A 12,548-nucleotide genomic window follows, 5' to 3' on the forward strand; every position below is an offset into this window, starting at 1 on the left:
TATCAGCTTCGCAGGCCAGACGTTTGCGCAAGCGCTCTGGTCAATATGTAAATTCGCTTAACTGCTGCTGTAATCAATAAATTAGCGGAGAGATGCAGATGTTTAATGAATTGGTTTTTACCCAAGAGTTGCCTACGAAAGCTGATGCATATACAGGCGGAGGGGTCTATCTGCCGAGTGATGTAGTTTGGCCTCAATCGACGGATGGACTGCCACTTACACATTTGATCTCTTTTCCTGGCGCATGGTTTTCAGATGCGCTAGTGGACGAAAATTATTGGATCTCGGTATTTATACCGTACCTGCCGGGAGATGTAGGACATTACAGAAAGCTAAGAGCTCTCAATGGAGTATCCGAAGCTGTTGTTATGGGATATATCCGTTCAAGCGAAGAGCGGAATGAAGCATCGAATAAAATACTGGATTGCGGAAGAGTGCTGCTTTTGTCAAGTCCGGACTCTGATGATGATGAAAATTTGGCGTCTAAACTTGATGGTATAGATGCTTGGTTGCAGGCACCCATATCATCAAGTATCGGACGCAGACGGGTGTCTATTTATGGTGGGGATTTAGATGTTTCTCTCCCCAATAACAAAGGCATACTTTCAGATGGTATGGGTTATCTTTTCCTGGATGATGAATTCTCAGGAAAAAAAGGAGCCGGGTGCGGTGGGTTTTTTCTCCAGCTAGGTTAGTCGAACGGTTTGAAAACCACCATGACGGCTAGCCTTCGCTGCGCCGCGAGTTTGCTTGACCTGGTCTAAGCAGGCTGATGAGGCGTGCGCTAGAGCGCTGAAATGTGTTGGCCGTAGAATGTGCTGCCAGCTATCGAATGGGTTAAATACTACTGGGGTGGCTGTTCGTTACAGATAGATATTGCAGCCATCCCGTAGGTCAAAGGAGTGACAACATGAAAGACGCCATTCGCTTGGGCGACTCTACCACTCACGGTGGCAAGGTCCTCGAAGCTTTCTCCCAGACTGACCTCAACGGCAAGCCGATTGCCGGGCTCGGTCACAAGGTTAGTTGCCCATTGTGTAAGGGGATTTTCCCGATTGCCGAGGGCAGCAGTACCTACACCGTCGATGGCACGCCGATCGCGCTCGATGGCATGAAAACCGCCTGCGGTGCTGCGCTGATTGCCAGTGGGCCTAAAGGGGCCGTGATTAGCTGAATCCATATTTTGTGCATCGATTGCCTTTATGCATGGCGCGGGCTCCTGTCGCCTGTTTGAGGATGCTTGAAGAATGAATGAAGTCGTTCTACTGCATTGCCTGAATATTAATACTAACCATCAAGTCGTGAGTTTTATATGCTGAGTATGAGTTGTACTTTTAACCGCCTGTGGGCCGCATGTGTTGTCGCAGGTGTATGTTTTTCTGGTACGAACGTAGCGCAAGCGCAGCCAGCAGACCTGTATAAACAATTGGATGCCGCCGTACTTCAATACGCCTATTCAAAGGAGCAAAAAGACCTTGATGCCGTAAATAAGTTGCTCAAGGGCGGTGCAAAACCTGACGCGCTTATTCTATGGCATGCAGCTTATTACAGGAGCCCCGTGCTGGTAGATCGGCTTCTCGAGTTTCCTGTCGATGTCAATCAACCAATCAGCGATAACGGTGAAACAATACTGTTATCCATATTGGGGCATATGGGGGATCCAGAAGACATGAAGGACTCAATGCCCATTGTGCAGAGCCTGATCAAAGCGGGTGCCGACACCAATGCGATTGCTCAAGGCGGAACCAATACGCCACTTATTGCAGCCGTGGGCATAGAAAATCCGTCGTCGGTCGAAGTGACAAAGTTGCTGCTGCAGGCTGGTGCCGACGCCCGGATGCTGACGCCTCAGGGCTTTTCTCCATTGATCGGCAAAGGTGCGAACAATCTGGAATTGATCAAGCTGTTGATCGCTGCTGGTACTGATCCCTATGGGGTCAGCAAGGTGGGTTCTACACCTTTGCATTACGTTTGCGAGCGTGCCTATGCACTGAACGATCAGCCGGATCCACAAGCTGCGCAGCGGATTGCGCTGCTGCACAAAGCTGGCACTTCCGTTGATGCCTTTGCACCTCAACAGCAGGCATGGCCTGTTGGCACTCCATTGCTGGAAAGTGCAATTCGTAGCAACCCGGATTGCACAAATGCTTTGCTGGCTGCCGGCGCCGATAAAGATGCACCGGCTTTCCCCCCGGAATATGTGGCACAAGACCCAAGTGTGAAAGGTCAGACTGTCCGTCAAAACATACTCAAATCAGTAAAAAATGTACCGGATTTGTATTCCGAATCCATTATCAAGTTGTTCCAGTAAAAAAAATTAAGCTAAACAGAGCTCAATGCTCTCTGAAATTTAAAGGAATAAATATGAAGATCGCTTCTTTGATTCTCGCCATGGCAGCAGTTTTTGGCACCTGCAATATCGCTCACGCGGATGGAAAAGATGCTGCCACTCTGAAAGGGATATACGACATTGGCCGCAATATGTCAGGCCTGGTCAAAAATTGTGTCGACAAAGGGTTCCTGAAAGCAGACAGCGTTGAGAGCGCCAACAAGATGGTTGTCTTTGTTGACAATATGCCTGGTGATTTTGACAAACATGACGGCGACAAGAACGAACAGTCTGGTCGTAAGGGCGAAGTGTTGGCTAACGGGGAATACAAGAACCTGGAAAGCAATCTGCCGCCGAACCTCACTCTCAAGCAATGGTGTGAGCAGGCTGATCAGGGCATGCGCGAAGGATTGAAGCGTGTCGGTCTGTAATCTCGGCTGATGTGATTCTACAGCTTGGAAGGACGCTCGCAGATCGCGAGCGTTTTTCATGTCATGGACTGTGCAGAGTGTCCCTGAAACTGCCTACGCGCATCACGCTAATAGTTCGGCAATCCATTGAGCCTGCTGCTTGACCTCTTGCACTTTCGCTTCGGGCAAAGCCTGCTGCGCACGTGCAAATTGAGTCAGCGTCTTTTGCTTCTGATGCAGCTTGCGTTGCCACTTGATCAGGAACGCCGGGCTGCGAGCCTGCATCTGTAGAGGGCCGAAGTAAAGCTCTTGATCGGTGTACGCCACTGTCTCGGCGCGTTCGGCAACGATGATTTCGTAGTCGAAGCGATTCTCGTGCAGCACTTCCTCGCTGAGGATGCGGTAGCCATTGTTCATCAGCCACTGGCGCAGTGGCTGCTCGCCGCCGTTGGGTTGCAGGATCAGGCGTTCCGCGCCGCTTAAGCGTGACTTGCCGCTCTCGAGAATATCGCGGATGGTTTCGCCACCCATGCCGCAGATAGTGATGGCGGTGATCCCGTCTTCCAGTCCGATCGCCGCCAGCCCATTGGCCAGGCGCACGGTGATGTGTTGCTGTAGATCGTTTTCGCGTACGGTGCGTTCGGCCGAGTGAAAGGGCGTCAACGCCACCTCACCGGCAACCGCCGCCTCAAGCACGCCTCGGCGCATCAGCGCCACCGGCAGATAGCCGTGATCCGAGCCAATATCGGCCAGCCGTGCGCCGGCGGGCACATGCGCGGCCACGCGCTCCAGGCGCGCGGACAATGTCTGTTCGTTCAACGGCAACCCCTGTTAAGCACAAACCTGCGGCGTCTATGGCCGCAAAAGGGGTGCGACTCTGGCGAGCAATGCGTTACGTGTCAAATTCCGGCGACAAGGTTCATGGCGTGCCCGCTCTGCGTTAGGCCGCACTGGCAATGGGTCAGGCGTCTAGATCGGCGCATCCGGCGTCGGAAAGTTGTAGGTGTCGATCATGCCTTCGCGGTAGTGCATTGCTGTGCAATGTTTGCCTGAGCCTGTGAGCCTTTGTGACGTTGCGCAGACAGACGCTCGCGGTGTTTACGGGTAATCTGCCGGTTCGCTGACTAAAACAAAACTAAAGTGGAGTCATTGATGCAACCGATCCGTCTCGGCCTGGTGGGCTACGGCAAAATTGCGCAGGATCAACACGTTCCTGCGATCAACGCCCATCCTGGATTCCAGCTGGTGGCAGTCGCCACACAAGGCAAGCCTTGCCCCGGTGTAGAAAATTTTCAGTCCTTGAGCGAGTTGCTCGAGAACGGCCCGCCGGTTGATGCGATTGCGTTCTGTACGCCGCCGCAAGGACGTTTTGCTCTAGTGCAACAAGCATTGGCTGCCGGCAAACATGTGCTGGTAGAGAAACCGCCCTGCGCCACGCTGGGTGAGGCGTTGGCGTTGGTGACTCTGGCCGAGCAACAAGGCGTCAGCGCGTTGTTTGCCTGGCATTCGCGCTACGCGCCCGGCATTGCCGCGGCCCGCGACTGGCTCGCGACGCGCACCCTGCAAAGCGTGCAGATCGACTGGAAGGAAGACGTGCGCAAGTGGCACCCCGGTCAGACCTGGATCTGGCAGCCGGGCGGCCTGGGCGTCTTCGATCCGGGCATCAATGCCTTGTCGATCGTGACTCACCTGCTGGCTCTGCCGTTGTTTGTCGAATCCGCCGAACTGCGCGTGCCGAGCAACTGCCAGTCGCCGATTGCCGCGTCCATCAAAATGTCTGATGCGTGCCACCTCGATGTGCGCGCCGAGTTCGATTTCGACCATGGTCATGATGAGCTCTGGAGCATCGAAGTTCGCTGCGCCGAAGGTGTGCTGCGCCTGGATAATGGTGGCGCGCTGTTGAGCATTGATGGTGTGCGCCACGCCGTATCGGAGGAGGGCGAGTACGCCGCGGTGTATCGGCATTTTCAACAGTTGATTGGCGACAAGGTCAGTGATCTGGATCTACAGCCGTTGCGGTTGGTGGCGGACAGTTTCTTTGTTGGAAGCCGCGTGGCGGTCGAGCCGTTCTACGACGCATGAACTGCACGCGACCCGTTGAAAGCCTGCCCTGAAAGCAGGCTTTTTTAGAAACGATCAAGCGAATAAGGCTCGATTGCCGGCCAATCGCGGATTCGACTTTCTATCGTCGGCAACGCCATCCGCACGATCATTTCCGCCGTCACCGCCGCCTGAGTCAGCCCCAGATGCTGATGCCCAAAGGCGAGCAACACCTTGCCCTCGCACACCTGATCAATCACTGGCAGCGAATCCGGCAATGACGGACGAAAGCCCATCCACGGCGTCGCCGCCGCAGCGCTCAGATCCTTGCGGAACACACCCTTGCTCAAATGGTGTAACTGCCACGCGCGCTCCATGCTCGGTGGCCGCTCCAGCCCGGCGAATTCGACAGTGCCCGCCAGCCGCAGGCCATCGGACATCGGCGTCATGATGAACTTGCGCTCCAGCGAGGTGACGGGGAAGGGCAGCCGGTTTTGTTCTTCGGGCAGCATCAAGTGATAACCGCGTTCGGTGTCCAACGGGACTTTCTTGCCGGTGAGTGCGGCGGTGAGTTTTGCCGAATGCGCACCGCAGGCGATCAGCACGCGGCTCGCGGTTAAACTGCCCGATCCGGTGATCAGCACAACACCGTGTTCTTGCACATACCCGCCTTGCACCTGTTGCTTCAAAAAGCTGACACCGCTGGCCTTGGCCGCTTCGACCAACTGGCACACTACCCGATACGGATCAATGAAATGCCCGGTGCGCGGGAAGAACAGGCCGCCCTGAATCTGCGTGCTGAGTAGCGGCGCAGCTTCTTGTATCGCGCCGGCCTGCCAGAAATCGACGGGCACTTGCTGCTCCCGCAAGCGCGCCTGAAGCGCATCGATCGGCTGTCGCGACTCGGGGCGTTCGAACACCAGCAGTGAACCGTCGACCTTGAGCAGTTCCGGTCGGTCGATGTCAGTCAGCAGGCGATGCCACGCATCAAGACTGCTCTCATTGAGTGCCCGCAGCCCCGCGACCGTTCTCTGGAAGGGCTCCGCGCGCAGATTCAGCAGCAACCGCGTGAACCAGGGCAGGGCGCGGGGCAGGTATTTCCAGTCCAGGCGCAACGGGCCCATCGGGTCCATCAACATCGCTGGCAAACGCTTGAGAATCGACACATCGGCAATCGGGAACACCTGCTCGGTTGCCAGGTGCCCGGCGTTACCGAACGATGCGCCGTGACCGGGCGCCTGCTGGTCGACAACGACGACTCGCAAACCCTGGCGCGCCAGACGCAGCGCGCAGGCGACGCCGATAATCCCGGCGCCGACTACAGCGATGTCGTACGCCACGTTATTCGTCATTGCTTTGTGCTTCCCTTTGTCCATTGAGCAGACGCCGCAACTGCAGCGCATTGGCCTGCTTCAGTGCCGTGGGCAACAGGCTGTCGGGGAAGTCCTGATAACAGAGCGGGCGCAGAAACCGCAGGATCGCCGCCGTGCCAACCGATGTCGTGCGTGAATCCGAGGTGGCCGGGAAAGGCCCACCGTGAACCATGGCGTCACTGACTTCAACGCCGGTCGGCCAGCCGTTGACCAGCAGGCGCCCTGCCTTGCGTTCCAGCGTCGGTAACAAGGCCCGAGCCTGATCCAGATCCTCGTCTTCAAGGTGCAGCGTCGCGGTCAGTTGACCTTCCAGATGTTCGATGACCTGGCGGATTTCCATGCAACTGGTGCATTGCACGATCACCGAAGCGGCACCAAACGCTTCGGCTTGCAGTTGGTGATCGGCGAGAAAGTCGACGGCCTCTGTGACGAATACATGGGCCTGACACTGGTTCGGGCCGGTACCGACCTGGCCGATGGCAGCAATATCTGTTCCAGGGTTCTCGGCCAGTGCATTCACGGCAGACTCATACGCGTTGAAGACTCCAGGTGTGAGCATCGTCTGTGCCGGACTGCGCTGAATCCGTTCGGCGGTGGCTGCAATAAAGGTGTCCAGCGCAGGCTCCTTAAGGGCGATCACCAGTCCCGGGTTGGTACACAATTGCCCGGCACCCAGCGTCAGCGACGCGACAAACCCTTCGGCCAGCGCTTGCCCGCGATTGCGCAACGCCTCCGGGAACAGCAACACCGGGTTGATCGAACTCATTTCCGCGTACACCGGAATGGGTTCCGGACGCGCTTGCGCCGCTTGGATCAACGCCAGGCCACCGCTGCGCGAACCCGTGAAACCAACGGCTTTGATCCGTGGGTCGCTGACCAGCGCTATACCCACTTCGCGGCCAGCCCCGTACAACAACGAAAATACCCCTTCGGGTAATCCGCAGGCTTTCACCGCTCGCGCCACGGCACGACCGACCAGTTCACTGGTGCCGGGATGCGCACCGTGAGCCTTGACGATCACCGGGCAACCAGCGGCGAACGCCGACGCCGTATCACCGCCAGCAACCGAAAAGGCCAAGGGGAAATTGCTCGCGCCAAATACTGCCACCGGTCCCAACGGCACCTGACGTTGACGCAGATCCGGACGCGGCAGCGGCTGGCGCTGCGGCTGTGCGGTATCAACGCGTACATCCAGCCATTCTCCGGCCCGTACAGTGCGAGCGAACATCCGCAGTTGCTGACAGGTGCGGCCTCGCTCACTCATTAAACGCGGGCGCGGCAGGCCGGTTTCGGCCATGGCGCGATCAATCAATTCATCGCCGAGGGCTTCGATTTCCAGGGCAATGCTATCCAGAAAATCGGCGCGGGCATCCAGCGTTGTCTCGCGATAAAGGTCCAGTGCGGTCCAGGCCAGCGCACAGGCCTGTTCAACATGCTCGGCCGAGCCACCTGCATACGACGGTTCCAGCACGGCGTTGGTGGCCGGATTGATCCCTCGAATGGCTTCGCGATTGCCTGCGACTGTTTCTTGTCCGATCAACATATGGCCCGTCAGAGTCATGGGGTATTCCTGGTGGAAAAAGGGTGTCTGCCGTGAATTACACAGGTTCACGGCAGGTAGAAACGCGTGCGTCAGGCGAAGCGCTGTTCCGCCGACCAGTTTTCGTACCACTGACGGAACAGCGAATACTGGTTCTGCGCATAGCGACGCTGGGCGTCACTCAGCACATCGGTTTCGTTGAAGTGCAGGGTGTATTCCTTGTCGCCGTTGAGCACCATCAGGTGTTTGTAATACAGCACCAGATCACAGCCCTCGTCGAAGGAGGACAACACCGCCAGTGCCGACTCCAGCTCCCGTGCCTGACGCCGCGCCTTGGCGTCACCCTTGGCCGCTTGCTTGCTCAGCGCCACCAGTTGCAACACTTCACGGGGCAGGGCATTGCCGATACCAGTGATTGCCCCCGTCGCGTTGCAGTTGACGAAACCGTGGACCACTTGTGTGTCGACACCGACCATGAGGGTCACGTCGTCATCCTTGGAGGTAATGTTTTCGGCGGCGTAGCGCAAATCGGCGGCACCGCCGAATTCCTTGAAGCCGATCAGGTTTGGATACTCGCGGCGCAGTTCGAAGAACAGATCGGCGCGGGTGGCGAAGCCGTAATAAGGGCTGTTGTAGATCACCGCCGGCAGCCCGGGAGCGGCTTGGAGAATCGCGGCGAAGTGGGCTTTCTGCGCAGTGGCCGAAGCACCGCGGGACAGCACGCGAGGAATCACCATCAAACCTTGAGCGCCGACTTTTGCCGCGTGGGCCGCATGGGCAACCGCTTCGCGAGTATTGACCGCACCGGTGCCGACGATCGTCGGGATGCCTGCCGCGACCAGCCGCGCCACCCCCTCCTGACGCTCGGCCTCGGTCAGCAGCGGCCAGTCGCCCATGGAGCCGCAATACACCACCGCGCTCATGCCGATGTCGATCAGTTCACGACCCTTGGCCACCAACGCATCGAAGTCCGGTTTGCGCTGGGCGGTGCACGGGGTCATCAGGGCCGGCATGCAGCCGGTGAAGATGTTGTCGCTCATTGTTTTATCTCCTTGGCACATCGTTCAAATTGAGGTGAAAAATCAGCGCGAGGCTCAGATGCCCCACGCAAATGGGTCTTTTTCATCGATCAGCAGTGTGCTGTCGGCGGTCATCCAGGCGCGGCCGGTGATGTAAGGGCGAACGCGCTCGCCTTCCCATTCGAAGCGACCTTCGAACTGGCTGCCGGTGATGCTCGCTTGCACCCAGCGTTCGCCCGATTGCAGTTTGTCGTCGGCGGCCAGGCAGGCGAGTTTGGCGCTGGTGCCGGTGCCGCACGGTGAGCGGTCGTAGGCTTTGCCGGGGCACATGACGAAGTTGCGGCTGTCGGCGTGGGTGTCGTCAGCAAACAGTTCGATGTGGTCGATGACCGCGCCGTTTTCGCCGTATATACCTTGGTCTTCAAGGGCCTTGAGCATCGCCCAGGTATACGCCGTGAGGTGCTCGACGTTGTCCATGGTCAGCGTTTGGCCGTGCTCGGAGACGAGGAAAAACCAGTTGCCGCCATAAGCGATATCGCCAGACACGCGGCCATATCCAGGCACTTGCACCGACACTTGTTTGCGATAACGCCAGGACGGCACGTTGCCCAGGGTCACGCTGCTGTCTTCGTGCAATGTCGCGCTGACCAGCCCGACCGGTGTGTCAATCTTGTGCACACCCGGGGCGATCTGCCCCAAGTGCTGCAACGAATTGATCAGGCCGATGGTGCCGTGGCCGCACATGCCCAGGTAGCCGGCGTTGTTGAAGAAAATCACCCCACAGGTGGCGTCCGCCGACACCGGCTCGCAATACAGGGCACCCACCAGCACGTCGTTGCCCCGGGGTTCCAGCAGGCAGGCACGCCGCCACTGGTCATGCTGATTACGCAGAGCATCTCTTTTCTCGGCCATGGTGGTGCCGGGCAGGTCGGGGAAGCCTTTCATCACCAGACGTGTGGGTTCTCCGCCGGTATGGGAATCGATGACGTGTACTCGTTTCATGGACGTGTCCCGTTGAGTGATTTCAGTAGGCGCCGGCAGGCTGCGCATTCACGCGAGTTGCGGTGGAGACGATTTCACTGTCTTCATCGTCGTCCTCAAGGCGCAGCAGATGCGCCGGCACGCCGGTCGCAGCCCCCCAGTAATAAATGCCGGTTGCAAAAGCGGCCACGACGAGGGTGTCGAAAGGGTGGGCGAGGATGCCCAGACCGCCGAATGTGCCGAGTTTCGAGAGCACAATGGTCACGGCGTAGAACGCGATCAGCCACGCGCTAGAGCGCACCTGGCGTGCCAGATTCAGGTGAGCGGTTGGCACGAATCGGCCACACAACAAGTACACCACGAACATCAGAATTTGCAGGCCAAGCAGCCACGACACCGTGCTCCAGCCCGACCAGTAGACGATCAGCGCGGCGATGATGAACGACACCGGCCCCAACACGCCCATGCACTTGACCCGGAACGGACGCGGCATGTTCGGCGCGTTGCGGCGCAGTGCAGCCACTGACACGGGGGCCACGGCGTAGCTCAACACCAGGGCGGCGGATACCACGTTGATCAACGCTTCCCAAGACGGAAACGGCAGGGTCCAGAACACCGACAGCGCGAAGGTCAGCCACAGCGCTGGACGCGGGATGCCGGACTTCTCATCGATTCGAGTGAACACCTTGAAGAACGTGCCGGTTTGCGCCCAGCCGTAGATCACTCGCGGGGTTGCGTTCATGTAGATGTTGCCGCAGCCGCTGGGTGAGATCACAGCGTCGGCAACCACCAGATAAGCCAGCCAACCTACGCCTAATGCCAGGGCGATGTCACGGTACGGCAGGGCGAATTCCTTGCTCACGCCGGCCCAACCGTTGGCGAGCAGGTCGGTCGGAATGCCACCGAGAAAGGCCATTTGCAACAGCACATAGATCAGGGTCGACAGCAGCACAGAAAGAATCAGTGCAATCGGAATGGTCCGTTGTGGATTTTTCACTTCACTGGCCACCGAAATGATCGGCGTCAGCCCCAGATAAGCGAAAATGATCCCGCCCGCCGACACGGCCATCTCCACACCCGACAGGCCGAACGGCGCAAAACCCTGCACCTGAAAGTTTTCCGGTTTGAAGAACGTGAACAGCACACCGATGACCAGCAGCGGCACGATGAATTTGAAGATGCTCACCAGGTTGTTGGCCTTGGCGAAGGTCTTCACGCTGCGGTAATTGAGCAGGAAAAATACGCACAGCAGGCCAAACTGCACCAGCCAGCCAAGGAAGGTCGGATCACCGCTGCCGGTTTTGCTCAGACCGGGAAACCATGCCGCCGCGTATTGGCGCGAAGCAACCACCTCGATTGCCACCAGACTGGAAAACGCGATCAGAGTGATGAACCCCATCAGGTAGCCGAGCAGCGGTCCGTGCGAGTACACCGGATAACGCACCACGCCCCCGGCACGGGGTAACGCCGCGCCCAGTTCGCAGTAGACGATGCCCAGCAACAACACCGCGAAGCCGCCCAGCAGCCAGGAGAAAATCCCCGCTGGCCCGGCGATCGCGGACACATGGCTGGCTGCGAACAACCAGCCCGAACCGAAAATCGCACCGAGCCCGATAAATGTGAGGTCGATCAGTGAAAGCTGTTTTTTGAACTTGCCTTGGCCTGACATGGCATCGCCTTCTTGTGAGTTATTGGATAGGCAGTTGTGGTGTCACTGGGGCCAGACTTTGAACTCATCGCGTTGGCTGCGATTGATGTTTTGCGCGGGGATCAATGACGAAATCAGCACAATGGCGCAGATGAAATGCGGGCCTCGACACGATTTGAACGATGCTGCAATCTGCACGCAAATGCCGTATGGCGGGCACTTGGCCCACTCACGAACAGGGCAGAGAGATTTGATGCGTAACGCGTTTTCGATCCTGAATCCGGGCGGTGACGGCAACCGTCCACAAACCCTTGAAGAGCTATTGGCCGGCGCGACGCTACTGTTGCCAATGCTAGACGTGATCCCCAATGCGGCGATTTTCATCAAGGATGTGCAGGCCCGTTACGTGCTGGCCAACCGCACACTGGTGCAGCGTTGTGGCTTGAAGGATCTGCGCCCGCTGCTCGGCAAAACCAGCGCGCAAGTGTTCCCGGCGCAGCTAGGGCCAGGTTACACAGAGCAGGATCGCAAAGTGCTGGAGGAGGGGTTTGTGCTTGAGGATCAGCTCGAACTGCACCTGTACGGCAGCCGCGAACCGGGCTGGTGCCTGACCCACAAGCAACCGCTGTACAGCCGTGACGGCGAGATCATCGGCTTGGCAGGCATTTCGGTGGACCTGCAATCGGCCAGCGAAACCCATCCGGCGTTCCAGCGGCTGGCGGCTGTCGACGAACACATTCGCAGGCATTTCAATCGGCGTGTCACGCTGGGCGAACTGACCCGTATCGCTGGCATTTCAGTTGCGCAACTGGAGCGCTACTGCAAACGGGTTTTCCATCTGACGCCCCGACAGATGATTCAGAAAGTTCGGCTGGAACATGCCCATCGCCTGCTCCATACCGACCTGCCAATCACCGATGTTGCGCTGCAGTGCGGATACACCGATCACAGCGCATTCACCCGCCAGTTCAAGGCATCGACGGGGTTTACGCCGAGGCAATATCGCCAGACGACCGGGCATTAGACCAACATCGTCAACCACGCCGAGAGCAGCAGCGAAAAAGCCAGCAGCGCGTTCATACGCTTGAACGCCTGAGCTGAACCGAACAGCCGCGCACTGCTTGCACCCAGCAACACCCAAAACGTCATGCACGGCAACGACACCAACAAAAACAGCAGTGACAACACCAGCAGCCGTCCGTAGGCAT

Annotated in this window: 12 protein-coding genes and 1 pseudogene; 6 read left to right on the plus strand and 7 right to left on the minus strand. The window is 58.0% G+C overall.

What is annotated here, in order from left to right; all coding sequences use genetic code 11:
• The first annotated feature begins 98 nt into the window (after positions 1 to 98).
• From AACY50_RS25315 to AACY50_RS25330, 4 genes are all read left to right on the plus strand, one after another.
• On the plus strand, positions 99 to 695 hold the full coding sequence (locus tag AACY50_RS25315) for a hypothetical protein (RefSeq protein ID WP_339466080.1): 597 nt from the start codon (positions 99 to 101) through the stop codon (positions 693 to 695).
• 215 nt (positions 696 to 910) lie between these two features.
• The gene (locus AACY50_RS25320; protein WP_339433997.1) at positions 911 to 1,174 is read left to right on the plus strand and encodes a PAAR domain-containing protein; all 264 of its coding nucleotides are present in this window, start codon (positions 911 to 913) and stop codon (positions 1,172 to 1,174) included.
• A 138-nt stretch (positions 1,175 to 1,312) separates the two neighbouring features.
• Positions 1,313 to 2,311: an ankyrin repeat domain-containing protein gene (locus AACY50_RS25325; RefSeq protein ID WP_339466079.1), complete on the plus strand. Its 999-nt coding sequence runs from the start codon at positions 1,313 to 1,315 to the stop codon at positions 2,309 to 2,311.
• A gap of 53 nt (positions 2,312 to 2,364) precedes the next feature.
• Positions 2,365 to 2,760 (plus strand): hypothetical protein, encoded by a 396-nt coding sequence (locus tag AACY50_RS25330; RefSeq protein WP_339433999.1) that lies wholly within the window; start codon positions 2,365 to 2,367, stop codon positions 2,758 to 2,760.
• Between the two features lie 102 nt (positions 2,761 to 2,862).
• Here the strand turns inward: AACY50_RS25330 and AACY50_RS25335 are convergent, their stop codons facing one another.
• The gene (locus AACY50_RS25335; protein ID WP_339434000.1) at positions 2,863 to 3,558 is read right to left on the minus strand and encodes a tRNA (adenine(22)-N(1))-methyltransferase; all 696 of its coding nucleotides are present in this window, start codon (positions 3,556 to 3,558) and stop codon (positions 2,863 to 2,865) included.
• Positions 3,559 to 3,891: 333 nt separating this feature from the next.
• Here AACY50_RS25335 and AACY50_RS25340 point away from each other — a divergent pair, with 333 nt between their 5' ends.
• On the plus strand, positions 3,892 to 4,821 hold the full coding sequence (locus AACY50_RS25340; RefSeq protein WP_339434001.1) for a Gfo/Idh/MocA family protein: 930 nt from the start codon (positions 3,892 to 3,894) through the stop codon (positions 4,819 to 4,821).
• Positions 4,822 to 4,865: 44 nt separating this feature from the next.
• Here AACY50_RS25340 and AACY50_RS25345 read toward each other — a convergent pair whose 3' ends face one another.
• From AACY50_RS25345 to AACY50_RS25365, 5 genes are all read right to left on the minus strand, one after another.
• Complete coding sequence (locus tag AACY50_RS25345; RefSeq protein ID WP_339539355.1) at positions 4,866 to 6,131, minus strand: NAD(P)/FAD-dependent oxidoreductase; 1,266 nt, start codon at positions 6,129 to 6,131, stop codon at positions 4,866 to 4,868.
• On the minus strand, positions 6,121 to 7,713 hold the full coding sequence (locus AACY50_RS25350) for an aldehyde dehydrogenase (NADP(+)) (protein WP_339508438.1): 1,593 nt from the start codon (positions 7,711 to 7,713) through the stop codon (positions 6,121 to 6,123). The genes AACY50_RS25345 and AACY50_RS25350 overlap by 11 nt, the downstream gene beginning before the upstream one ends.
• 71 nt (positions 7,714 to 7,784) lie before the next feature.
• Complete coding sequence (locus tag AACY50_RS25355; RefSeq protein WP_339434004.1) at positions 7,785 to 8,732, minus strand: dihydrodipicolinate synthase family protein; 948 nt, start codon at positions 8,730 to 8,732, stop codon at positions 7,785 to 7,787.
• A 54-nt stretch (positions 8,733 to 8,786) separates the two neighbouring features.
• On the minus strand, positions 8,787 to 9,713 hold the full coding sequence (locus tag AACY50_RS25360; protein ID WP_339434005.1) for a 4-hydroxyproline epimerase: 927 nt from the start codon (positions 9,711 to 9,713) through the stop codon (positions 8,787 to 8,789).
• A gap of 22 nt (positions 9,714 to 9,735) precedes the next feature.
• Complete coding sequence (locus tag AACY50_RS25365; RefSeq protein ID WP_339466074.1) at positions 9,736 to 11,361, minus strand: APC family permease; 1,626 nt, start codon at positions 11,359 to 11,361, stop codon at positions 9,736 to 9,738.
• 232 nt (positions 11,362 to 11,593) lie between these two features.
• Here AACY50_RS25365 and AACY50_RS25370 point away from each other — a divergent pair, with 232 nt between their 5' ends.
• Positions 11,594 to 12,364 carry an AraC family transcriptional regulator gene (locus tag AACY50_RS25370; protein WP_339466072.1) on the plus strand — a complete coding sequence of 257 codons (771 nt, stop codon included), beginning with the start codon at positions 11,594 to 11,596 and terminating at the stop codon, positions 12,362 to 12,364.
• Here the strand turns inward: AACY50_RS25370 and AACY50_RS25375 are convergent.
• Positions 12,361 to 12,537, minus strand: a pseudogene (locus AACY50_RS25375) (LysE family translocator); the annotation flags it as partial. The gene AACY50_RS25370 and the pseudogene AACY50_RS25375 overlap by 4 nt on opposite strands.
• Between the last annotated feature and the right edge of the window lie 11 nt (positions 12,538 to 12,548).

It is taken from the genome of Pseudomonas sp. RA_15y_Pfl2_54 (assembly GCF_963971015.1).
In the GTDB taxonomy this organism is placed as follows: Bacteria; Pseudomonadota; Gammaproteobacteria; order Pseudomonadales; family Pseudomonadaceae; genus Aquipseudomonas; species Aquipseudomonas baetica_A.